The organism is Brevundimonas sp., assembly GCF_003248455.1.
In the GTDB taxonomy this organism is placed as follows: Bacteria; Pseudomonadota; Alphaproteobacteria; order Caulobacterales; family Caulobacteraceae; genus Brevundimonas.
Genome location: NZ_QFNM01000026.1, coordinates 20,015 through 42,233, shown reverse-complemented (window position 1 = coordinate 42,233; position 22,219 = coordinate 20,015). Strand labels below are relative to the sequence as shown.

Annotated in this window: 24 protein-coding genes and 1 pseudogene; 14 read left to right on the top strand and 11 right to left on the bottom strand. The window is 68.7% G+C overall.

Annotation, left to right across the window (positions count from 1 at the left end):
- The 5 genes and pseudogenes from rpoD to DI624_RS11260 form a co-directional block, all read left to right on the top strand.
- Positions 1–679 (top strand): RNA polymerase sigma factor RpoD (gene rpoD / locus DI624_RS11280; RefSeq protein WP_291538475.1); only part of this gene is annotated, 679 nt, incomplete at its 5' end.
- Positions 680–869: 190 nt separating this feature from the next.
- Entirely contained in the window at positions 870–1,700 is an 831-nt protein-coding gene (locus tag DI624_RS11275; RefSeq protein WP_291538473.1) for a hypothetical protein, read from the top strand.
- Positions 1,701–1,963: 263 nt separating this feature from the next.
- The gene (locus DI624_RS11270) at positions 1,964–2,719 is read left to right on the top strand and encodes an extensin family protein (protein WP_291538471.1); all 756 of its coding nucleotides are present in this window, start codon (positions 1,964–1,966) and stop codon (positions 2,717–2,719) included.
- Between the two features lie 36 nt (positions 2,720–2,755).
- Entirely contained in the window at positions 2,756–3,205 is a 450-nt protein-coding gene (locus tag DI624_RS11265; RefSeq protein WP_291538469.1) for a hypothetical protein, read from the top strand.
- A gap of 54 nt (positions 3,206–3,259) precedes the next feature.
- Positions 3,260–3,452: pseudogene (locus tag DI624_RS11260) on the top strand (extensin family protein).
- Between the two features lie 194 nt (positions 3,453–3,646).
- On the opposite strand, the gene DI624_RS11255 reads toward DI624_RS11260, so the two are convergent.
- The 3 genes from DI624_RS11255 to DI624_RS11245 are packed head-to-tail and all read right to left on the bottom strand — an operon-like array spanning position 3,647 to position 4,924.
- Complete coding sequence (locus DI624_RS11255; protein ID WP_291538466.1) at positions 3,647–4,006, bottom strand: DUF1428 domain-containing protein; 360 nt, start codon at positions 4,004–4,006, stop codon at positions 3,647–3,649.
- A 22-nt stretch (positions 4,007–4,028) separates the two neighbouring features.
- The gene (locus tag DI624_RS11250) at positions 4,029–4,511 is read right to left on the bottom strand and encodes a VOC family protein (protein WP_291538464.1); all 483 of its coding nucleotides are present in this window, start codon (positions 4,509–4,511) and stop codon (positions 4,029–4,031) included.
- Positions 4,508–4,924, bottom strand: a complete 417-nt coding sequence (locus DI624_RS11245) for a VOC family protein (protein WP_291538462.1) — start codon at positions 4,922–4,924, stop codon at positions 4,508–4,510. The genes DI624_RS11250 and DI624_RS11245 overlap by 4 nt, the downstream gene beginning before the upstream one ends.
- Before the next feature lie 58 nt (positions 4,925–4,982).
- Between DI624_RS11245 and DI624_RS11240 the strand changes: the two genes are divergently transcribed.
- Together DI624_RS11240 and DI624_RS11235 are read left to right on the top strand one after the other, a co-directional pair.
- On the top strand, positions 4,983–5,666 hold the full coding sequence (locus tag DI624_RS11240) for a helix-turn-helix domain-containing protein (protein WP_291538459.1): 684 nt from the start codon (positions 4,983–4,985) through the stop codon (positions 5,664–5,666).
- Between the two features lie 94 nt (positions 5,667–5,760).
- Positions 5,761–6,510: an SDR family NAD(P)-dependent oxidoreductase gene (locus tag DI624_RS11235; RefSeq protein WP_291538457.1), complete on the top strand. Its 750-nt coding sequence runs from the start codon at positions 5,761–5,763 to the stop codon at positions 6,508–6,510.
- A 33-nt stretch (positions 6,511–6,543) separates the two neighbouring features.
- Here the strand turns inward: DI624_RS11235 and DI624_RS11230 are convergent, their stop codons facing one another.
- On the bottom strand, positions 6,544–6,753 hold the full coding sequence (locus DI624_RS11230) for a flagellar basal body rod C-terminal domain-containing protein (protein ID WP_291538455.1): 210 nt from the start codon (positions 6,751–6,753) through the stop codon (positions 6,544–6,546).
- Positions 6,754–6,970: 217 nt separating this feature from the next.
- On the opposite strand from DI624_RS11230, the gene DI624_RS11225 reads away from it, so the two are divergent.
- The gene (locus DI624_RS11225) at positions 6,971–8,854 is read left to right on the top strand and encodes a DEAD/DEAH box helicase (protein WP_291538452.1); all 1,884 of its coding nucleotides are present in this window, start codon (positions 6,971–6,973) and stop codon (positions 8,852–8,854) included.
- 122 nt (positions 8,855–8,976) lie between these two features.
- Here the strand turns inward: DI624_RS11225 and DI624_RS11220 are convergent, their stop codons facing one another.
- Both DI624_RS11220 and rpmB read right to left on the bottom strand, forming a co-directional pair.
- Positions 8,977–10,713 (bottom strand): M1 family metallopeptidase, encoded by a 1,737-nt coding sequence (locus DI624_RS11220; RefSeq protein ID WP_291538450.1) that lies wholly within the window; start codon positions 10,711–10,713, stop codon positions 8,977–8,979.
- Positions 10,714–10,821: 108 nt separating this feature from the next.
- Positions 10,822–11,118 carry a 50S ribosomal protein L28 gene (rpmB, locus tag DI624_RS11215; RefSeq protein WP_291538448.1) on the bottom strand — a complete coding sequence of 99 codons (297 nt, stop codon included), beginning with the start codon at positions 11,116–11,118 and terminating at the stop codon, positions 10,822–10,824.
- Between the two features lie 225 nt (positions 11,119–11,343).
- On the opposite strand from rpmB, the gene DI624_RS11210 reads away from it, so the two are divergent.
- Positions 11,344–11,853 (top strand): DUF3617 family protein, encoded by a 510-nt coding sequence (locus DI624_RS11210; protein ID WP_291538446.1) that lies wholly within the window; start codon positions 11,344–11,346, stop codon positions 11,851–11,853.
- Between the two features lie 12 nt (positions 11,854–11,865).
- On the opposite strand, the gene DI624_RS11205 is transcribed toward DI624_RS11210, so the two are convergent.
- The 3 genes from DI624_RS11205 to fdxA all read right to left on the bottom strand — a co-directional run bounded on the left by DI624_RS11205 (position 11,866) and on the right by fdxA (position 13,546).
- Positions 11,866–12,261: a hypothetical protein gene (locus DI624_RS11205; protein ID WP_291538444.1), complete on the bottom strand. Its 396-nt coding sequence runs from the start codon at positions 12,259–12,261 to the stop codon at positions 11,866–11,868.
- Positions 12,262–12,373: 112 nt separating this feature from the next.
- A complete protein-coding gene (locus DI624_RS11200; protein WP_055753908.1) occupies positions 12,374–12,904 on the bottom strand; it encodes a CarD family transcriptional regulator in 531 nt (176 codons plus the stop codon).
- A 300-nt stretch (positions 12,905–13,204) separates the two neighbouring features.
- Entirely contained in the window at positions 13,205–13,546 is a 342-nt protein-coding gene (fdxA, locus tag DI624_RS11195; RefSeq protein ID WP_291538428.1) for a ferredoxin FdxA, read from the bottom strand.
- A 185-nt stretch (positions 13,547–13,731) separates the two neighbouring features.
- On the opposite strand from fdxA, the gene DI624_RS11190 reads away from it, so the two are divergent.
- A complete protein-coding gene (locus tag DI624_RS11190; protein ID WP_291538424.1) occupies positions 13,732–14,358 on the top strand; it encodes a YceI family protein in 627 nt (208 codons plus the stop codon).
- 30 nt (positions 14,359–14,388) lie between these two features.
- On the opposite strand, the gene DI624_RS11185 is transcribed toward DI624_RS11190, so the two are convergent.
- Together DI624_RS11185 and DI624_RS11180 are read right to left on the bottom strand one after the other, a co-directional pair.
- Positions 14,389–14,664: a S4 domain-containing protein gene (locus DI624_RS11185; protein ID WP_291538422.1), complete on the bottom strand. Its 276-nt coding sequence runs from the start codon at positions 14,662–14,664 to the stop codon at positions 14,389–14,391.
- Complete coding sequence (locus DI624_RS11180) at positions 14,661–17,147, bottom strand: helicase-related protein (RefSeq protein ID WP_291538420.1); 2,487 nt, start codon at positions 17,145–17,147, stop codon at positions 14,661–14,663. The genes DI624_RS11185 and DI624_RS11180 overlap by 4 nt, the downstream gene beginning before the upstream one ends.
- A gap of 245 nt (positions 17,148–17,392) precedes the next feature.
- Here DI624_RS11180 and DI624_RS11175 point away from each other — a divergent pair, with 245 nt between their 5' ends.
- The 4 genes from DI624_RS11175 to DI624_RS11160 are packed head-to-tail and all read left to right on the top strand — an operon-like array spanning position 17,393 to position 22,216.
- Entirely contained in the window at positions 17,393–19,333 is a 1,941-nt protein-coding gene (locus DI624_RS11175; protein WP_291538477.1) for a methyl-accepting chemotaxis protein, read from the top strand.
- Positions 19,333–19,608 (top strand): STAS domain-containing protein, encoded by a 276-nt coding sequence (locus DI624_RS11170; RefSeq protein ID WP_291538418.1) that lies wholly within the window; start codon positions 19,333–19,335, stop codon positions 19,606–19,608. The genes DI624_RS11175 and DI624_RS11170 overlap by 1 nt, the downstream gene beginning before the upstream one ends.
- Positions 19,605–19,970, top strand: a complete 366-nt coding sequence (locus DI624_RS11165) for a response regulator (protein WP_291538416.1) — start codon at positions 19,605–19,607, stop codon at positions 19,968–19,970. The genes DI624_RS11170 and DI624_RS11165 overlap by 4 nt, the downstream gene beginning before the upstream one ends.
- 26 nt (positions 19,971–19,996) lie before the next feature.
- The gene (locus DI624_RS11160; protein ID WP_291538413.1) at positions 19,997–22,216 is read left to right on the top strand and encodes a chemotaxis protein CheA; all 2,220 of its coding nucleotides are present in this window, start codon (positions 19,997–19,999) and stop codon (positions 22,214–22,216) included.
- Positions 22,217–22,219: the final 3 nt, after the last annotated feature.

The following is a 22,219-nucleotide window of genomic DNA, read 5'->3' as shown; positions in this document are numbered from 1 at the left end:
CTCCATCGCCAAGAAATACACCAACCGCGGCCTGCAGTTCCTGGACCTGATCCAGGAGGGCAACATCGGCCTGATGAAGGCGGTCGACAAGTTCGAGTATCGCCGCGGCTACAAGTTCTCGACCTACGCCACCTGGTGGATCCGCCAGGCGATCACCCGCTCCATCGCCGACCAGGCGCGCACCATCCGCATCCCGGTGCACATGATCGAGACGATCAACAAGATCGTCCGCACCAGCCGCCAGATGCTGCACGAGATCGGCCGCGAGCCGACCCCGGAAGAGCTGGCCGAAAAGCTGGCCATGCCGCTGGAAAAGGTGCGCAAGGTCCTGAAGATCGCCAAGGAGCCGATCAGCCTGGAAACCCCGATCGGGGACGAGGAGGACAGTCACCTGGGCGATTTCATCGAGGACAAGAACGCCGTCCTGCCCATCGACGCCGCCATCCAGTCGAATCTGCGCGAGACCACGACCCGCGTGCTGGCGTCCCTGACGCCGCGCGAGGAGCGGGTGCTGCGGATGCGCTTCGGCATCGGCATGAACACCGACCATACGCTGGAAGAAGTCGGCCAGCAGTTCAGCGTGACCCGCGAACGCATCCGCCAGATCGAGGCCAAGGCGCTGCGCAAGCTGAAACACCCCAGCCGGTCGCGCAAGCTGCGCTCCTTCCTGGACAGCTGAAGACGATCAGGGGCGGCGCCGAAAGGGCCGCCCCTTTTTCGTTCGGCGGGCCGGATCGACCAGGGCGCCCAGCGAGGGCCGAAGGGCGTGAGACTCAGGAGAGAATTGGACGACGGATTCTGTGGGATTCCGACGACTGCGGAGACGGCCTGCGACCGATTTTGGCGACTCGGGAGACCAGGATGTCGCCATGGAACATTATCGTCTGAGAAAATATCGCGGCCCAGAGGTCTGGAAACGGGTGCGCGCGGCCTATGAGGCCGGAGAAAGCGGCGCGTCCGTGGCGCGTCGGTTCGACGTGGGCCTGGCCAATCTGAGGAAGAAGTCGCAACGCGAGGGATGGAGCCGAAAGGACGTCGCCTCGCGCCTGGATCGCGAACTGGAGCCGGCGCGGATGGGCCCGACGCCGGGGCCGACGCCGGCCGACACCGCCCCGGCGCCGCCGGTCGATCCCCGCAAGGCGGTGGAGGAGGCGATGCAGCGCGCCGGCGGACTGCTGGTCCAGGGTCGCGGCGAGGAGGCCCAGGTTCTGGTGCGCTCGGCCGAGGCGTTGGCGCGACTGGCGGATCGCGCCGAACCCGCCAAGGCCGCCCAGGCCGATGACGAGGCGCTCTCCGAGGACGATCTGGCCCAGTTGATCGCCCAGCGCGACGCCGACATCATCGGGGAGGCGACCAGACTGGCGCATGCGATGCTGATGGACCAGCCGATGGGCGAATCCGCGCGATACGGCGCCTTTCTCTATCACTGGCGGGCGCGTCATCTGGGGCCGGAGGCGACGGCGGCCGACTTCGCCCATGCGGTCGACGGGGGCTGGGCGCCCAACTATTTCGACGCGGAGGGCCGGTTGAGGCCGTTGCCCGAACCGATCACGCCGCTGGGGATGATGGTGGCCCAGCATCTGAGGCGCGCGCCGAAGTTCGACGCCGTCCCCGGCTGGCGCCACCCCCTGACGATGGACCTGGACTATGCGGGGCCGATCGACGAGCGACCGCCTTCGGATGGCCCCGGAATCGACTAGTCAATCGACATTCGTAAAGACAGGCGTCTCGGCGCGTCATTCCGGGGCTGAGCAGAGCGAAGAACCCGGAACCCAGGGCTGCAGTCGCGCTGTCTAACGCCTCCAAGGCCGGATGCCCGCCTCCTGGGTTCCGGGTTCGTCCTGCGGACGCCCCGGAATGACGTTTATGGGCTGAATGTCGATTAAACCTCGAGCCTGATTCACCGCATCGATGAAATCGCGTAGCGATTCCATCTCAACGGATCAGGCTCTAGGATGGCGAAATGTCATCGCCCCTGTCTCCGCGTGGATTCGGCCGTGCGGTCGCCTCGGTCGCCCTGGTCGCCGTCCTGATCCTGAGCGGCTGCGTGCGGCGACCGCCCGAGCCCTTACGGCCTTCGCCCTATCCGTCGCGCCCCGAGGCGCCGCTGGTGGGCGGGCTGGTGGATCGCCCCATCGACGGCGGCACCCAGGCGCTGGTGGTGCGCGAGGCGCGCGACCTGGGCCGCTGCCTGGCCGAACTGAACGCCGCGCGGGTGCGGTTCAGCCCCGTGCCGGATCGCCGGAACACCGCGACCTGCGGCCTGAGCCAGGGCGGCGTGCTGGGCGCGGACCTGGGAACGGTGGCGCGCATGGCGCCGGGCGACGTGGAGATGACCTGCCAGACGGCCCTGGCGCTGAGCATCTGGCGGCGCCAGTCGCTGGAGCCGGCGGCGCGCGAGATCCTGGGCTCCGACGTGGTGCAGATCGATCACATGGGGGCCTACGCCTGCCGCAATGTGAACAACGGCGTCGGATCGAACCGCATCAGCGCCCATTCCCAGGCGGCGGCCCTGGACTTCGCCGGCGTGCGGCTGCGCGACGGGCGGCGCATCACGGTGACGCGCGACTGGTCGGGCGACACGCCCGAGGCGCGGTTCCTGAGGCGCATCCGCGACGACGCCTGCCGCATCTTCGGCACGACGCTGAGCCCCGATTACAACGCCGTCCACCACGACCACCTGCATCTGGAGGCCACCGACACGCGTTTCTGCCGCTGAGGCGCGGCCAGAGTCGGTCGCTGGAAGGAGCGGCGCGTGGCGAAACGGTTGAAGGTCTTCACCTGGTCGGACGGGTTCCACGCCTTCACGGTGGCCGCCAGCTCCCGACCGAAGGCGCTCCAAGCCTGGGGCTCCCGCCAGGATCTGTTCGCCACCGGCCTGGCCAGTGAACTTGACGGCGGTCCCGACTATGAAGCGGCCCTGGCGGCGCCGGGCGAGGTGATCGAGCGCGGCCTGATCATCGATGTCGGCGAGATCGGCAAGGCGGCCGGGCCGAAGAAGGCCGCCGGTCCGTCCAAGGCGCGGCGTGAAAAGATCGCGCGGCTGGAGGCCGAACTGGAGACCCTGGACGCCGAGCATGGCGAGGCGGAGGCGGCCCTCGCCGACCGGCTGAAGGCCCTGCAGGACGAGCAGGCCGCGCTGGAACGGGCCCATGCGGAACGCCGCAAGACCCTGCTCTCGGCATTGAAGGCGGCGCGGCGCTGAGGCGCGCCGACGGCGCGTGAGATTCTGGGCTCCGACGTGGTGCAGATCGACCACATGGGCGGCTACGCCTGCCGCAACGTAAACGACGGCGTCGGATCGAACCGCATCAGCGCCCGTTCCCAGGCTCCTGAGGCGAATCCGCGACGACGCCTGCCGCATCTTCGGCAAGACGCTGAGCCCCGATTACAACGCCGTGCACCACGACCACCTGCATCTGGAGGCGACGGACAGGCGGTTCTGTCGCTAGGTTCAATCGACGTTCAGCCCATGAACGTCATTCCGGGGCGTCCGAAGGACGAACCCGGAACCCAGGAGGCGGGCGTCAGGCCTTGGAGGCTTTCAACGGCGCGACTGAGGCCCTGGGTTCCGGGTTCTTCGCTCCGCTCAGCCCCGGAATGACGAGCCGAGACGCCTGTCATCACGAACGTCGAACCCAGGGCGTCAGCCCTTGGCGGATGGGTCGAACACGACGTCGAAGCCGCCCCACATCATCCGCTTGCCGTCGAACGGCATGTCCATGTCGGCGAAGCCGGGGTCGTTCTCCATCTTCGACCAGCAGGCGTCGGCGGTGGCGCGGTCGGGCCAGGTCAGCCAGGAGAAGACCACGACCTCGCCCGGTTCCAGCTTCACCGCCAGGGGAAAGCTGGTCAGCTTGCCGTCGGGCACATCCACGCCCCAGGTCTCCACATGCGACAGGGCGCCGTATTTCTGGAACAGGGGCCAGGCCTTTTCGGCGGAACGGATATAGCGGTCCTTGTCCGCCGTCTTCACCGGGGTCAGGAAGCCGGTCACATAGGTCATCGGTCGTCTCCGTCTTGGGGTTTCAAAGGTCCGCGACCGCGCGGTCCAGCGCGGCGATGTCGATCCTGCCCATGGTCATCATGGCCGTCATGGCGGCCCCGGCGCGCGCGGGATCGGGATCGGTGATCAGGTCCATCAGGCGTCGCGGCGTGATCTGCCACGACAGGCCCCAGCGGTCCTTCAGCCAGCCGCAGGCGCTTTCGCGGCCGCCGTCGGCGGTCAGGGCGTTCCACAGCCGGTCCGTCTCGGCCTGGTCCTCGGTCATGACCATGAAGGAGACGGCCTCGTCGAAGCTGAAGGCCGGGCCGCCGTTCAGCGCCAGATAGTCCCGTCCCGCCAGCACGAACTGGACGGTCAAGACCGATCCCGCCGGGCCCGAAGGCGTGTCGACGGGCGAGCGGTTGACGGCCGTGATCCGGCTGTCGGGCAGAAGCGAGACATAGAAGCCGACGGCCGCCTCGGCGTCGCCATCGAACCACAGGCAGGGGACGATCCTGTCGGTCATTTCGGTTCGCCGCCGACGGCGGCGGGGTCCATCCACATGACTTCCCAGATATGGCCGTCCGGGTCGGCGTAGCTGCGGCCGTACATGAAGCCGTGGTCCTGGGTCGGAGTGGGGTCGGGCGCGCCGCCGGCCCGTTCGGCCCGGCCGACCACGGCATCCACCGCCGGTCGGCTGTCTTGCGACAGGCACAGCAGGACCTGGGCCGAGGCCTGGGCGTCCGGGATCTGGCGGTCGGTGAAGGTGCGCCACTTGTCGTGGGTCAGCAGCATGACGTGAATCACGTCGGAGATCACCATGCAGGCGGCGGTCTCGTCGCTGAAGACGGGGTTCCGGGTCGCGCCGACCGCTTCGTAGAAGGCGATGGACCGGGCCAGGTCGGCGACCGGCAGGTTGATGAAGATCAGCTGGGGCACGGCGTTTCCTCTTCTTGTTATTTGCGCAGCCTGCGCCTCGACATTATTATAGGCAACCATGAAGTTAGAAAAAATAACCGTGAAGGCGGGCCGACGCTATCACGACGCCTGCGGGGCGGCCCACGGGCTGGATCTGATCGGAGAACGCTGGGCGCTGCTGGTGGTGCGCGAACTGATGATGGGGCCGCGCCGGTTCGGGGACCTGAAGAAGGACCTGCACGGCATTTCCGCGAACGTGCTGACCCAGAGGCTGGAGGGTCTGGAGGCCTCGGGCGTGCTGCGGCGACGCAGGCTGGCCCCGCCCGCCTCGGTCCAGGTCTATGAGCTGACCGACTGGGGCTATGAGATCAAGCCGATGTTCATGGTGCTGGGGCGCTGGGCGGCGCGCTCGCCCCTGCACGACCCGACCCTGCCGATCAGCGCGGTCTCCCTGATGATGTCGTTCGAGACCATGTTCGACCCGGTCCTGGCCGGGGATGCGACGATGAGCCTGGGTTTCGTCTTCGGCGAGGAAGCGTTTGTCGTGCGTATCGAGAATGGAATGATCACGACCCGCCGCGATGCGGCTGACGCCGCCGATGTGGTCCTGACGACCCAGCCGCCGCTGGCCGCCGCCTGTGTGTACGGCAAGGTCCCCCCCGCCGCCTTCGAGGCCGAGGGGGCGATGACCCTTATCGGCGACCGGGCCGTGTTCGACCGTTTCGTGGGTTTCTTCAACTTGCCGGAGAAGGCCTCGGGCTGACCGAACGTGTTCGGCTTTTCGACGCGGCGGGTTCCGTCTTCGCGTCGTCGTCCCATATGCAAGTCCTGAGGCGAACCGAAAACGGAGTTTGGACATGACGCTCGAAAACCAGGTCATCATCGTCACCGGGGGCGCCAGCGGCATCGCCCGAGAGGCGTGTCTCGCCCTGGCCAGACAGGGGGCAGACCTGATCGTCGCGGACTTCAATCTGGACGGCGCCGAAGAGGTCGCCAAGGCGGTCCAGGCGCTGGGCGTGCGGGCGTTCGGCTACAAGGTGGACGTGTCCAAGGCCGACGAGGTCGAGGCGCTGGTGGATTTCGCCGTCGAAAAGCTGGGCGGCCTGAACGGGATGTTCAACAACGCCGGCATCGGCCTGGTGAAACCGTTCCTGGAAATGGACCCCGCTTCATACCTGAAGGTGATCGAGGTGGACCAGCACAGCGTCTATTACGGCCTGTATTATGGGGCGAAGAAGATGGTGGAGCTGGGCGCGAAGGGGACCTTCGTGAACACGGCCTCGATCTACGGCTCGGTCGCGGCCAGGGGCAGTTTCAACTACAATGCGGCCAAGGCGGCCGTGGTGTCGATGTCGCGATCGGGCGCCCTGGAACTGGCGGAACACGGCATCCGCGTCGTGGGGGTCGCGCCCGGCTTCATCGATACGCCGATCCTTGGCGACGACCAGGCCGGCAAGGCCGCCCTGGCGGCCCAGCACATGCATGACAGGCTGATCCAGCCGGAAAAGGTGGCCAGCGTCGTGGCCTTCCTGTTCACCGACGCCGCCTCGGCCATCAACGGATCGACCGTGGCCGTGGACGACGGCTTCCTGTCCTTCAAGACGTAAGGGCGAACGGGCCGGCGCCCGAGACGTCGACGATCAGGCCAGAATGTCCAGCAGGGTTCCGGTCATGTCGTCGGCGGTTCGGGCGACGGCGGCGTTGGCGGTGAAGGCGGTCTTGGCTTCGATCCGCTCGACGGTTTCCTCGGCCAGGGCGTCGAGCGGCGCCTGGGCCGTTCGGCGCGCGCTGTCTTCGAAACGGGCCTGGGCGTTCATCATGCCGGCGGCGGCGATGGACAGGACTTGCATGGTCAGGCTCCGGGCGGGGCGGAAACCGGGATGTTCCGTCGTCGAAACTGCGGCTTTCGGGTCAACATCGCCTGAAGGAACAGGGTGAACGGCGTTTTCCGCCCCGCTTCAGCCTTTATCCGTGTATAGAGCGTCGCCATTCGCCCGGCCTGAGGTCTGACCTCGGCCGGGCGCGGTCGTTTCGGCGACCGCCCTTGTCCGTTTGCCCAGGTTTCCCATGCCCTTTCCCGCCGTCCACCCCGCGCTCGACCGCGCCCTGATCAACAAGGGCTATGCCGAGCCGACCCCGGTCCAGGCCGCCGTGCTGGAGGGCGAACACGCCGAGCGCGACCTGCTGGTCTCGGCCCAGACCGGATCGGGCAAGACGGTGGCCTTCGGTCTGGCGGCGGCGCCGACCCTGTTGGGCGACAGGCCGATCTTCGGACCCGGCGGCGCGCCGCTTTGCCTGGCGATCGCCCCCACGCGCGAACTGGCGATGCAGGTCGCGGCCGAGCTGCAGTGGCTGTACGCCGACGCGGGCGCCAAGATCGCCACCTGCGTCGGCGGCATGGACGCCCGTCGTGAGGCCCGCGCTCTGAGCTTCGGCGTCCATATCGTCGTCGGCACGCCGGGCCGTCTGAAGGACCATATCGACCGGGGCAACCTGGACCTGTCCGAACTGAAGGTCGCCGTTCTCGACGAGGCGGACGAGATGCTGGACATGGGCTTCCGCGAAGACCTGGAACACATCCTGGACCAGGCGCCGGAGAGCCGCCGCACCCTGCTGTTCTCGGCCACCATCGCGCGCGACATCGCCACCCTGGCCAAACGCTATCAGAAGGACGCGGTGCGGATAGACGCGACCGACAAGTCGCGCCAGCACGCCGACATCGAATACCGCGCCTATCGCATCGCCCCGAACGAGATCGAACATGCGGTGGTCAACACCCTGCGCTGGTTCGAGGCGCCGCGCGCCATGGTCTTCTGCTCGACGCGCGACAGCGTGCGTCACCTGCAGTCGTCGCTGCTGGAGCGCGGCTTCTCGACCGTCAGCCTGTCGGGCGAGATGGGCCAGCGCGAGCGCACCGACGCGCTTCAGTCGCTGCGGGACGGCCGCGCCCGCGTCTGCGTGGCCACCGACGTCGCCGCGCGCGGCCTGGACCTGCCGGACCTGGGCCTGGTCATCCACGCCGAACTGCCGATGAACCGCGCCGGCCTGCTGCACCGTTCGGGCCGCACCGGGCGGGCGGGCAAGAAGGGCGTCTCGGTCATGCTGGTCCCGCATTCGCGCCGCCGCAAGGCCGAGCGGCTGATGGACGAGGCCGGGATCGAGGCCGTCTGGTCCGGCGCCCCGACCTTCGACGAGATCAGGAAGGCCGACGAGGATCGGCTGCTGTCGCCCTCGCACTTCGAGGCCGAGGTGTCCGACGAGGACATGATCGTGGCCAGGCGGATGATCGCCGAGCGCACGCCCGACGAGATCGCCGCCGCCCTGGTGCGTCTGCTGCGCAAGGAACAGCCGGCGCCGGAAGAACTGTCCGATCCCGGTTCGGATCGCGGTCCCGCCAAGCGCGAGCGCACCGTACGCAACGACGACGGTACGGCCGCCCAGCCCTGGCCGGGCGAGCGCCTGGGCGCCGACGACGTGGTCTGGTTCCGTCTGGATGTGGGCCGCAACAAGAACGCCGACCCCAAATGGCTGATCCCGCTGATCTGCCGCATCGGCGGCATCTCCAAGCCCCAGATCGGCGCCATCCGCACCTTCCCCGAAGAGACCCGGTTCGAGGTCGCCAAGACCCACGAGAAGGCCTTCCGCGAAGCCGTCGCCGCCTCCAAGGACGAGGTGAAGATCACGCCGTCGGAAGCGCCGACGCCCGGTTCGATGAAGGCCAGCCGCTTCGCCGGCAAGCCGCGCGAGGACGGCGACCGCCCGTTCAAGAAGACCCCCTACAAGCGCGCCGACGGCGGCGAGGGCGACGCCCGCCCGCCGTTCAAGAAGAAGCCCTGGGCGCCGAAAGCCGACGGCGGCAAGCCGGCGGGCGACAAACCCTTCGCCAAGAAGCCGTTCAAGGCCAAGCCCGGCTTCAAGAAGGACGGCTTCAAGGGCAGGTCAAAGGGTTAGGTCTCGGCCTTCCGGCCATCCTCGCGAAGGCGAGGTCCAGTTCCTGTGCGAGGCGAGGCGCGGGCCCTTCGCTGTCTGCGCTGAACGCCAGAACGCGAGGCCCCGCTTTCCGGGATGAGCGGCTAACCAGCCTTTGCGCGGGCCGCCTTGTAGGCTTGGAGGGCGTCGATCACGTCCATCTGGCGCAGCACCTTGTTCTGCGGGTCGATCAGGACATGGGCGCCGGCCGGAACCGGGATCGACCCTCGGCCGTCCGTCATGGCCACCGTTTGGACGCGGCCGTCGATCTCGACCTCCACCGGCATGGGGAAGGCCGCCCCGTCGCCGGTCGTCCAGTCCAGCCGCAGCACCCCCTCCTCCAGCGTCTGGTTCAGCACCGGCAGGGCCGCGTTGTAGAGATAGCCGCGGAAGAACCAGCCGTAATCCTGGCCCGTGACGGTGTTGACGATCTCCAGAAAGTCGCCGGTCGAACGATACAGCGGGGCGAAGGCGCCGGGCCTCGGATCGGGCCGCCCATAGACCAGCCGCGTCAGCGCCTCGTGGAACGCCGCGTCCCCGATCAGCATGCGCAGGGAATGGCTGATCAGCGAGCCCTTGGAATAGATGTCGTTGCCGGGGCCGACGTCGCCCTTGTAGACCTCGTCCTCGGTCTTGGGCGCGCCCGAGACGACGGGAAATTTGTTGATCAGCCCTTCGCGCTGATTGGCCAGTTCGCGCTGCATGTAGCGGTCGCCCAGCAGCCAGCGCGCATAGAGCGGCTGCATGTAGCTGCCCAAGCCTTCGTGAAGCCACATGTCGTCGGCGTTCTGGTTGGTCAGCTGGTTGCCGAACCATTCGTGGGCGAACTCGTGCTGCAACAGCCAGTCGTAGCCCCGGCCGTCGATCTTGTAGCCGTTGCCATAGGCGTTGATGGTCTGGTGCTCCATGCCCAGGTGCGGCGTCTCCACCACCCCCATCTTCTCGTCGCCGAAGGGATAGGGGCCGACTGTGGCCTCGAAGAAGTCCAGCATTTTCGGGAACTGGGCGAACAGGGCCTGGACCTGTTCCGGCGCGTCCGACTTCAGATGCCAGTAGGCCATCGGGATCGTGTTGCCGAAGCGGCTGCGATATTCGCCCGCGACCTCTTCATAGGGACCGACGTTCAGGGCGATAGCGTAGGTGTTGGGCGATTTCGCCGACCAGTTCCAGGTGGTCCAGCCGTCGCCGTGATCGACCTTGCCCAGGAAACGGCCGTTGGACGGCGCCGACAGGTCGGACGGCACGGTGATGTGCAGGTCGACCCGGCCCGGCTCGCCGTGCGGGCTGTCGATGCAGGGCCAGAAGATGTCGCAGCCTTCGCCCTGGACGGCCGTGGCGATCCAGGGTTCGCCCGTCGGCGCCGTGGACCAGACGAAGCCGCCGTCCCATGGGGCGCGGGGCGCCACGCGCGGCTGGCCGGCGTAGGCGATGCGCAGGGCGGTCTTTTGTCCGGCCGCCAGCGGGCGGGGCAGGGCGACCGTCAGCCGCCCCTCCGGGTTGGACCAGCGGTCGGCGGGAACCTCGACCCCGTCCACCTGCACCGAGGAGATGGTCAGAAGCGTATCCAACTCGACCGCCAGCCGCTCCAGCGGGGCCGTGGTGGTGAAATCCAAGACGGCGACGGCGTCGATGGCCTTATCGGCGGGCAGAACCTTGATGGTCAGATCGGCCTTGTCGAACCGCATCGCCCTCTGTTCGGGCGTGAGCGGCTGGTCGGTGGCCAGGGTGAAGCCGGTCGATTCGCGCGCCGTCGGGGCCGGCGGCCGGGGCGCGGTCGCGCAAGCCGTCAGGGCGGTCAGGGCCGTGAGGCTGGCGGCGGCGAACAGGGCCTTGATGCGCATCGGACTTTCCCCTTCGGTCTGGCGACACGGCTAGCGCGACCGGGACGGCGCGCAAAGAAAAAGGCCGGCGTTTCCACCGGCCTTTCCAGAATAAGATAGCGTCGCGGCTTAGGCGGCGGCCTGCTCGGCCAGCTTGGCGCGAACCTGGCGCTTGATGCGCTGGGCGGCGATCGACAGCTGCTCGTCGCGGGCCTTGACGATGAAGGCGTCCAGGCCGCCCTTGAAGTCCAGGGTGCGCAGGGCGGCGTTCGAGATGCGCAGGCTGAAGGTCTGGCCCAAGGCGTCCGAAGTGACCTTGACCGTCTTCAGCGACGGCAGGAAGCGGCGCTTGGTCTTGATGTTCGAGTGGCTCACGTTATGGCCGACCATCGGGCCGATACCGGTGAGTTCGCAACGACGCGACATCGTCAGATCCTTAAGGTGCGGCGTTCGCCCCCAACCGTGGGAGCAGACGCATGAAACAGTTGCGCGCGGGAACCAGCCCGCGCGAGAGGGGGCCGTATAAGGGAAGAGGCGGTTCGGCGTCAAGTCGAGTCTGGACCGGAACGGCCGATCCTTCGTCGATGGGGCGCCATCCGGGGAACATCGCCGTTCAGGCCTCGTTCAAATCGCCTCGCTATGACCCATATCATGAACACCTCCGCTGAACAGAAGGCCGCCATGTCCCGTCCGTCGCTGATCGACCGCCTGCCCAAGAGGGCGCTCGCCGTCCTGGCCCCGGTGATGGCCGGCGGCGTCATGTTGGCCGCCCCGGCCCTGGCGCCCGCCCAGACCCCCGCCCAGTCAGAAGTCCTGCCCGGCTATTGGGAATACACCACCAGCGCCCTGGGCCAGCGCGACACCGAACAGCGGTGCGTGCGTCCCAGCGAGATCAATCGCTTCTTCGGCGGCCTGTCGACCAACAGGTGGCGCTGCACCTATCCGACGCGCGTGGTCGGGAACGGCAACGCCCGGTTCGAGGGGACCTGCCAGGACCGCAAGGGCCGCCGCATCGCCGTGCGCCTGAACGGAACCTATACCGACACCAGCTTCAGCTTCCGCGGCGGCGCCCAGCTGGTGCGCGGCACCCCCTATATTCCCGCCAGCATCACTGCGCGCCGTCTCAGCGCCCAGTGTCCGGCGAACGCCCAGTATTTCTGAGGCCCGAGAGGATCAGACGGGTTCGGCCCGGGCGACGACATAGGTCTGGGTGTCGGCGCCCTGGGTCAGGCTGACATATTCGCCGACCCGGAACCGTTCGTCCGCCAGCCGGAAGCCGCGAACATCGTCGGCCTGCCCCGGCTCGAAATCCAGGAACCAGCGGTCGGGAGCGGCGTGGCGCAGCCGCCCGAAGGTCATGGTCGCCCCGTGGAAAAAGCGCCTGACGCGGCACCGCTCGGGCGCCGCGCGCCAGATGGCGGCGTTCAGCCGGCGTTCGTCGTCCAGCGGCGCCAGAATGTCGTAGCCGATCTCGGCGTCGCCTTGGGGATGGCCGGGCTCGCGCGCCAGTTCCAGACGGATGTGATGAAACCCCAGCGGCTGGTCCTGGGCTTCGGCGGCGTCGGTCATGATCGGCTCCTTCGGTAGGCAGGGAGCCAGAACGGCGCCGGTCGCGCCTTGATGTCGGTCAAACGAAAAGGCCCCGGATCGCTCCGGGGCCTTTCGTCGGTTCGCCTCGACCTCAGGCCGCTTCGGCGGTCGGGATCGGCTTCTTGGCGCTGAGGGACTTGGCCAGCAGTTCGACGGCGGCGTCCTTGTCGATCTTGTTGGCGGCGGCGACTTCGCGCGCCATGCGGTCCAGGGCCGATTCATAGAGCTGGCGCTCCGAATAGGACTGTTCCGGCTGAGTGTCGGCGCGGTGCAGGTCGCGAACCACCTCGGCGATGGAGATCAGGTCGCCCGAGTTGATCTTGGCCTCGTATTCCTGGGCGCGGCGCGACCACATGGTGCGCTTGATGCGGGCGCGGCCCTTCAGCGTGGTCAGGGCCTTGGTCACGACATCGTCGGCGGCCAGCGAGCGCAGGCCCGCCGTCACGGCCTTCTTGGTCGGGACGCGCAGGGTCATCTTCTCGTGGTCGAAGGTCACGACATAGACTTCCAGCGACATGCCGGCGACTTCCTGCGTCTCGATCGCCGCCACCTTGCCGACGCCGTGCGCGGGATAGACGACCGCGTCGCCAACCTTGAACTCCAGACCAGTCTTGCTCGTCATATTCGTCCTTTCCCGGTCAGGGACGGGCGAAGCGAAGGCGCGTCGAACGCCAACAGGGTCTCGCCCGCCGGATCGCTCCGTCGGTCGGACAATGCTGGGCGTCAAATGCGGAAACGGATCACCAAACCTCTGGCCGATCCCGTCCATGGGCGGGATTCTGTCGCAAACACGGGCGGCGCGAAGGTTTCGCGGACCGCCCGATCCAATGAAACAGAACCTATCACAAATCTGCGGAATTTCAAAACGTCCACAAGGCGGACGTGGACTTGCGGCAAGGCTTGGCCGCCGCGCGGCCGGGGTTCAGGACCCCTTGCCCGGTTTGGGGCTGAAGTATTTCTCGTATTTCCCGGTCTCGCGTTCGTACTGTTCGCGATCGGCGGGGGGCGTGCCCTTGACGGTGATGTTGGGCCAGACCTTGGCGTATTCGGCGTTGATCTGCAGCCACTTGCCGTCCGGCTCGTCCTCGGTGTCGGGCACGATGGCGTCGACCGGGCATTCCGGCTCGCACACGCCGCAATCGATGCATTCGTCGGGCGCGATGACCAGGAAGTTCTCGCCTTCGTAGAAGCAGTCCACCGGACACACCTCGACGCAGTCCATGAACTTACATTTCACGCAGGCGTCGGTGACGATGTAGGTCATTGGGCGAAGAGCGGGCGTCGAACTGTGGGCGGGAGGCCTGCGACATGGCGGCCACGCAACCAACTGTCAACAGCGGGGCTTAAGCCGAGAGACGTTCTCAAACTCGCCATGTCGAGACTTGACAACCGTCAGGCTTAATCGCAACTGTGTTGATTGCATATCTATCTTCCTTCAAAGGACATCCCATGCGCACGCCCTTCATGAAATACGCCCTGGCCGGCGCCCTGGCCCTCAGCCTCGCCGCCGGCGGGGCCGTGGTCGCCCAGGCCGCCCTGACCAAGAACCCGGCCGAAGTCACCGCCGGCGACTACGAACTGGAATCCAGCCACGGCAAGATCACCTGGTCGGTCGAGCACTTCGGCCTGTCGACCTATACGGGCCAGTTCGTGAACGTGAAGGCCCAGCTGAAGCTGGACCCGGCCAATCCGTCGGCCTCGACCCTGACCGCCACCATCCCGCTGACCGACGTGGCGCCGAACGACGAGGCGCTGAAGCGTCACCTGCAGACGGCCGACTTTTTCGACACCGCCAACCACCCCACGGCGACCTTCGTGTCGCGTTCGGTCACGGTCGATCCGTCCGACCCCAACGAGGCGACCGTGGTTGGCGACCTGACGCTGAAGGGCGTGACCAAGCCCGTCACCATCGAGGTCGAGTTCAACGCCGCCGGAACGGTCATGGGCGCCTACAAGGCCGGCTTCGACGGTGAAGCCACCATCAAGCGTTCGGACTTCGGCATCAACTACGCCCTGCCGGCCGTGTCCGACGAGGTGAAGCTGCACATCGAAGGCGAGTTCGTGATCCAAAAGTAGGGCTGTCGCGCTTTCGCGCAGATCGCGCCCTCAAGACGTAAGGGCGTAGAGGGCGCGGGCCTCCTCGGCGGGTCCGCGCCTGTCTCCCAAGGCTTCCACGCGCAGGCTGGTGACGCGCCCGTCCCGGGCGAAGGTCAGCAGGTCGCCGACGTGAACGCAGCGGCTGGCCTTGTCCAGCCGCGTCTCGCGCCCATGATGCGTCAACCGCACCGCGCCGCGTTCGACCAGATCGGCGGCCAGTCCCCGCGTCTTCACGAACCGCGCGCGCCACAGCCAGATGTCGATGCGGCAGGCGTCCTCGCTCAAACCTTCGCCTTTCGGCGGGAGCGGCGGTGCTTGGGGCGGGCGGGCGGCGCCGTCAGCACGGCCAGGGCCGCGAAGGGCGAATCCTTCACCGGACGGGGCGCCGCGCCCGGCCCGTCGGGCCGGCGGGCGCGCTCGGTCTTCAGGGCGGCGACGATCTGTTTGGCCTGATCGGCGCTCCAGCCCAGATCGGTCAGGGCCTCTTCGGACAGCCGGCCGTGACTGGCCCCGCGCAGCGCGGCCATCTTCTCCAGCGCATCGACGGAAACCAGCCAGCGCCCGGCCTGGCGCAGGCCGTGCGCCGCCAACAGGCGCGCCGAGGGCGGTTCGGCCGGCGCGGAGATCGGATCGGGCGTGGCCGGGATCAGGGGGGCGGCGACGAAGGCTTGGGCGAAATGCCGCGCGCGGGGCTTCTGCAGGCCCGGCAGCCACACCGAATGGACGCCGACGCGGATGGCGAAGGTCTTCAGCGTGCGCCGCTCGACCTGGCTGAGCGCCGCCAGGTCGCGCTCCACCTCGCGCCGGTCGATCAGGCCCCCGGCCTCGATCAGGCGGAAGGCGATCCCGCGCGGCAGGCCCTTCAGGGCGCCGGTCTCCACCGCCTGGCGCAGGCGACGCAGATCGCGCAGCGCCCGGCCGGCCTCGGTCGCCAGCCAGGCCTCGATGCGCCGCCTGGCCCGCTCGCGCGCCGGCGTCGGGCCCAGTTCGCCCAGCAGCCGGACGGACGGCGAGAAGGGATCGGCGCCCTGCGGCGTGGCCATGATCTGCGCCGTCAGCACGCCGCGCCACAGCACCGCCCCGTCCGGCGCGACCGAAAAGGCGTCGTCCGCCTCGGCCGCCAGCCGCCCCAGCCGCAGGTTGATCTCGGGCGTCACGGCGCGCACGGCGGCCTGGCGCAGGGTGCGGTCCTCCAGCGCCGACGATCCCTTCTCCATCTGGAAGCGCACGCCCTCCAGCTGGCCTACGAGCTGGCCCTCGACCGTGACCTCGCCGTCGTCCGCCACGCCGGCAAAGGCGTCTTCGCGCACGTTCAGGGCGCGCATCAGGGCCGTCGTTCGGCGGTCGACGAAGCGCGCGGTCAAACGTTCGTGCAGCACGTCCGACAGCCGGTCCTCCAGCGCGCGGGTCTTGTCGCGCCAGCCCTTGGCGTCGTGGACCCAGTCGGGACGGTTGGCGATGTAGGACAAGGTGCGCACCGCCGACAGCCGCGCCGACAACTGGTCGATCTGGCCGTCGTCGCGATCGACCTCGGCGAAGCGCGGCGCCATCCAGTCGTCGGCCAGCCGTCCGCGCTTTCCGGTCAGGGCGGTGAAGACGTCCTTGGCCAGGCGCGCGTGCTCGTCCAGCGTCGTCTTCTGGAAGTCGGGCAGCTGGCAGGCTTCCCACAGCCGCATCACCGCCCCGCGCGACCGGCCGATCCGGGCGATCGCCTCGTCCTTGATCAGGCGGCGCAGCAGGGTCTCGTCCAGCGCCTCGGCGGTCAGGCTCAGCCCCGAACGCTGGGGCGTCACCGTCAAGGACCGCAGCAGGTCGGGCAGGGTGTCGAAGTCCAGCCGGGCGTTCCTCCACTCCGCCGCCTCGACCGGATCGAAACGATGTTCGACCACCTGTTCGACCAGATCGGGGTCCAGATCCTCCGCCTCGGCCGTGACGCCGAAGGTTCCGTCGCGCAGGTGGCGGCCGGCCCGCCCGGCGATCTGGCCGATCTCGTGGGCGTGCAGCCAGCGGGTCCGCCGCCCGTCGAACTTGCGAAGGCCCGCGAAGGCGACATGGTCCACATCCATGTTCAGCCCCATGCCGATGGCGTCGGTGGCGACCAGGAAGTCCACCTCGCCCGACTGATACAGGGCCACCTGGGCGTTGCGGGTGCGCGGCGACAGACTGCCCATCACCACGGCCGCTCCGCCCCTCTGGCGCCGGATCAGTTCGGCGATGGCGTAGACCCGCTCGGTCGAGAAGGCGACGATGGCGCTGCGGCGGGGCAGGCGCGTCAGCTTCTTGGACCCGGCGTAGGACAGGGTGGACAGCCGATCCCGCGTCACGATCTCCACGTCCGGGACCAGGCGGCGGATCAGCGGCTCCATGGTTCCGGCGCCCAGGAACATGGTCTCGAACCGGCCGCGCGCGTGCAGCAGCCGCTGGGTGAAGACGTGGCCGCGTTCGGGGTCGGCGACCAACTGGATCTCGTCGACGGCCAGGAACTCGACCGACCGCTCCAGCGGCATGGCCTCGACGGTGCAGACGAAATAGTGGGGGCGCGGCGGGACGATCTTCTCCTCGCCGGTGATCAGTGCGACCGCTGAGGCCCCACGCTGGCGCACGATCCGCTCGTAGATCTCGCGGGCCAGCAGGCGCAGCGGCAGGCCGATCATGCCCGAGGCGTGACCCAGCATCCGCTCGACCGCCAGATGGGTCTTGCCGGTGTTGGTGGGCCCCAGGACCGCGGTGACGCGGGAGGGAGCCAGGCCTGGGGAGCGGTCGCTCATGACCGGGCTAAGGTGGCGACGATTCCCCGTCGGCTCAAGCGTCGCCGAGACGCTTCTTCTCGCCGTGTCTTTTTCGCGTTTCGGACGGCGGCCGTCGGCTTCGCCGATCGCATTAATCATCGCCTCATCCTTGGGACGCATAATCCCGCCGTCAGCGACCGCGGCCCGCCGGCGTTTCGGGCCGTGGCCTATTCGCTCTGAATGACGCGCCAATCGGGGGATTCGAGTTGAAGTTTATCGAGAACATGCCGGTCGGCCGAAAGCTGTTCGTGGCCTTCGGCCTGGTGCTGGCGGCCATCGCCGTGATGGGCGTGGTGGTCCTGTCCAGCGTGATGCGGCTGGAGGCCGCCGGCGATCGGCGCAGCGTCGAGAACAAGGCCAACCGCGACACCGCCACGGCCGAATTCTACATCGCCCGCCAGGAGAACGCCCTGCGCGGCTATCTGCTGTCGCAGGATCCCTATTATATCGAGCGGGTCGACGCACACCGCGCCAAATTCCTGGAAGCGATGCAGGCGCTGAAAGCCGATCTGCCCGCCGACCGCGCCGCGCCGATCGACAAGGCGATCGCGGCGAACGCCGTCTGGTACAGGGACGTCGCGCAGGGCAGCGCCGAACTGATGCGCGCGGGACGCGCCGCCGAAGCCGTCGGGATGGTCGGCCGTGCGGGCGCCGCCGACGCCCACATGGGCGCGCTGGAAGCCGCCGTGGACGAGATCAAGGCCTCCAACGCGGTCGCCCTCCAAGCCGCGCGCGAGGCGCAGGAGAACGCGTCGCGCACCGCCCTGATCGGCGTCATCGTCGGGCTGGCCGCCGCCCTTGTGATGGCTCTCGCCGTCGGCTTCGTGACCACCCGAGCCATCGTCCGCCCGATCTTCGTCATGATCGGCCATATGCAGAGGCTGATGGCCGGCGACACGGCCATCCAGATCGTCGGGGCCGACCGCAAGGACGAGTTCGGCAAGATGGGCCAGGCCATCGTCGCCTTCCGCGACGCCGCCGTCGACAAGCTTCGGGTCGAGCAGGAGGCCGCCGCCCAGCGTTCGTCGAGCGAGCAGGAGCGCGCCGCCAGCGAGGCGGAAAAGGCGCGCGAGGCCGAGGCGGACCGCGTGGCGATCCAGGCCTTGGCTCAAGGGCTTTCGGCCATGGCCAATGGCGACCTGACCCATCGGATCGAGGCGGAGTTCGCACCCAAGGCCGCGCAGTTGAAGGCCGACTTCAACGCCGCGATCGCCCAGCTTCAGCAGGCGGTGGCGGTGGTGGCGGCCAATGTGGCGGGCATCCGCTCGGGCGCGGGCGAGATCAGTCAGGCGGCCGACGACCTGTCGCGGCGCACAGAGCAGCAGGCCGCCAGCCTGGAAGAGACCGCCGCCGCCCTGGATCAGATCACCGCCACGGTGAACAAGACCGCCATGGGCGCGCGCCAGGCCTCCGACGTGGTCCAGGCCGCGCGCGGCGACGCCGAAAAGAGCGGCGTTGTGGTTCGCGACGCCGTGTCGGCCATGACGGCCATCGAGACCTCCTCGTCCCAGATCGGCCAGATCATCGGCGTCATCGACGAGATCGCCTTCCAGACCAATCTGCTGGCCCTGAACGCGGGGGTCGAGGCGGCCCGCGCCGGGGACGCCGGCCGCGGCTTCGCCGTGGTCGCCTCCGAGGTGCGCGCCCTGGCCCAGCGGTCGGCCGAGGCGGCCAAGGAGATCAAGACCCTGATCTCGGCCTCGACCGGCCAGGTCGGCGCTGGCGTCAAACTGGTGGGCGAGACCGGCGAGGCCCTTCGGCGGATCGTGGACCGGGTGGCCGAGATCGACAGCCTCGTCGCCGAAATCGCCGCGTCGGCCCAGGAACAGGCCGTGGGCCTGGCCCAGGTCAATACGGCGGTGAACCAGATGGACCAGGTGACGCAGCAGAACGCCGCGATGGTCGAACAGTCGACCGCCGCCAGCCACTCCCTGGCCCAGGAGGCTGAAGGCCTCGAGGCCTCGGTGGCCCGGTTCCGCGTCGGCGCGGGCCAGCCGGCCGCCCACGCCGCCGCCGCCCATGTCGCCGCACGTGCGCCTGCCGCCTCCGCATCGGCCCCCCGGCCGGCCCATCGCATGGTCGCGGCCCTGAGGACCCTGGGTCGCGGCGGCGCCGCCCTGAAGCCGCAACCCGCTCCCATCGAAGACGGATGGGAGGAGTTCTGATGGCCGAGACCCTGATCCTGCCCGACATACTGGACCTGAAGGCGGCCGCGCCGCTGAAGGCCGAACTCCTGGCCCGCCGGGGCCGGGACCTGATGCTGGATGCGTCCGGCGTCCAGCGCCTGGGGGGGCTGTGCCTGCAGGTCCTGCTGGCGGCCGCCCGCACCTGGGACGCCGATGGCGTCAACCTGAGGTTAGGTTCTGTGTCGCAGGCTTGGCGCGAACAATGGGCGGCCTTCGGCGCGCCCGGGCGGATCACCGAGGGGGCTGCGGCGTGACCAAGACCGTTCTGACGATCGACGATTCGCGCACCATGCGCGACATGCTCCTGCTGGCGCTGGAAGATGCGGGCTTTACCGTCATCCAGGCCGTGGACGGGGTGGAGGGACTGGAGACCCTGGCCGCGCGCGGCGCCGACGTGGTCATCACCGACATCAACATGCCGCGCATGGACGGCTTCGGCGTGATCGAGGGCGTGCGCGCCGATCCGAACCATCGCGCCACGCCTGTCCTGGTCCTGACCACCGAAGGCGACGCGGACAAGAAGGCGCGCGCGCGCGCCGCCGGGGCCACCGGCTGGATCGTCAAACCCTTCGACCCCGCAAAGCTGGTCGACGCCGTTCGCCGCGTCGCCGCCTGACCGCCAAAGCCCGCCGGACCCGTCGCATGGACGCCTTCGAATCCATCAAAGCCACCTTCTTCCAGGAATGCGACGAACTGCTCGCGGACCTGGAAGCCAAGCTGATGCTGCTGGAACAGGGCCAGACCGACATGGAGACGATCAACGCCGTCTTCCGCGCCGTCCATTCGGTCAAGGGCGGGGCGGGGGCGTTCGGACTGGAGGCCCTGGTCCGGTTCGCCCATGTGTTCGAGACCTTGATGGACGAACTGCGCGCGGGCCGCAAACCCTGCGACGTCGTCACGGTCAAGACCCTGCTGCGCGCCTCCGACCTGCTGGCCGACCACATCCAGGCCGCCCAGGGCCTGATTCCGCCGGTGGACGAGGCGCGCTCGGCCGCCCTGGTCGCCGAACTGGAAGCCCTCACGCACGGCGGCGAGGCGCCGCCCGCCATGGAGGACGAGGACGACGATTTCGGCTTCACCCCCATGGCCTTCGACATGGCGCTGGACGGGGCCGTCGCGCCCGCACCTGTGGACGCCGCGCCGACCGGCTGGCGCGTCGTGTTCAGGCCGACGGGACGGATGTACGCCAACGCCAACGAGACCGGCCTTCTGCTGCGCGAACTGGGACGGCTGGGTCCGCTCGAGGTCGTGCTGGACGACAGCGCCGTGCCGACCCTGGACGCCCTGGCGGTCGAGGAAGGCTGTCTGACCTGGACCGTCGACCTGGCGGCCCCGGTGGAGGAGGCCGCCGTGCGCGAGGTGTTCGATTTCGTCGAAAGCGACTGCGAACTGACGATCAGCCCGCTGGGCGGCGCGTCGGAACCCGCCCTGGCCCTCGCCGAGGTTTCCGCCGCCGAAGACGAACTGGACATCGCCGCCCTGCTGGCCCGCGCCTCCAGCGCCGTCGCCGAAGTCGCCGCCACGCCCGAAACGTCCGCCGCCCCGCCGTTCCAGACGCCGCCCCTCCAGACGCCCGCGCCCGTCGCCGCGTCTCCCGCCCCGCCCCCCGTCGCCCCGCCCGCCGTCGCTGCGCGCCCCGTCGCGGCGCCCCCCGTCGCCGCGCCGGTGACGATCCGCGTCGATCTGGACCGGGTGGATCGTCTGATCAATGTCGTGGGCGAACTGGTGATCCAGCAGGCCATGCTGTCCCAGCGCGTGCTGGAAAGCGGCCTGGCCCGATCCTCCGGCATCGCCCTGGGCCTGGAGGATCTGGAGCTTCTGACGCGCGAGATCCAGGACAGCGTCATGGCCATCCGCGCCCAGCCGGTGAAGTCGGTGTTCCAGCGGATGCCGCGCCTTGTGCGCGAGGTCGCCGACATGACCGCCAAACAGGTCCGTCTGGTCACGGCGGGCGAGGACACCGAGGTCGACAAGACGGTGGTCGAACGCCTGGCCGAACCCATCACCCATATGCTGCGCAACGCCATCGACCACGGGTTGGAGACGCCCGATGAACGGATCGCCGCCGGCAAGCCGGCCGAGGGGACCGTGCGCCTGGCCGCCCTGCACCGTTCGGGCCGCATCGTCATCGAGATCGCCGACGACGGCCGGGGCATCGATCGCGAGCGCGTACGAAAGATCGCCGTGGACAAGGGTCTGATCGCGGCCGACGCCGTGCTGGCCGACGAGCAGATCGATAATCTGATCTTCCTGCCGGGTTTCTCCACCGCCGCTGCGGTGTCCGACATCTCGGGCCGGGGCGTCGGCATGGACGTGGTCAAACGCTCGATCCAGGCCCTGGGGGGCCGCATCGCCATCGGCTCGGTTCCGGGCGAGGGATCGACCTTCACCCTCAGCCTGCCGCTGACCCTGGCGGTGATGGACGGCATGGTGGTCGCCGCCGCCGGACAGACGCTGATCGCGCCGTTGCCGGCCATCGTCGAGAGCCTGACCCCCCAGGCCGTCGACCTGCATCGCGTGGGGGGGGGCGATCCGGTCATCCGCTTCCGCGACCGCTTCCTGCCGCTGATCGACGTGGCCCTGACGATGGGTTTCAGCGAGACCGCCATCGACCCGACCGGCGGCGTCGCCGTGGTGGTCGAGACCGAGGGCGGCCAGCAGGCGGCCCTGCTGTTCGACGCCATCCAGGGCCAGCGCCAGGTCGTGATCAAGAGCCTGGAGACCAACTATCGGCAGGTCGAAGGCGTCGCCGCCGCCACTATCCTGGGCGACGGCCGCGTGGCCCTGATCCTCGACGTCGACGCCCTTGTCGGCGACATGCGCCGCAAGGCGGCCCGCCCCGACCTCAAGCTTGCGAGCTGAACC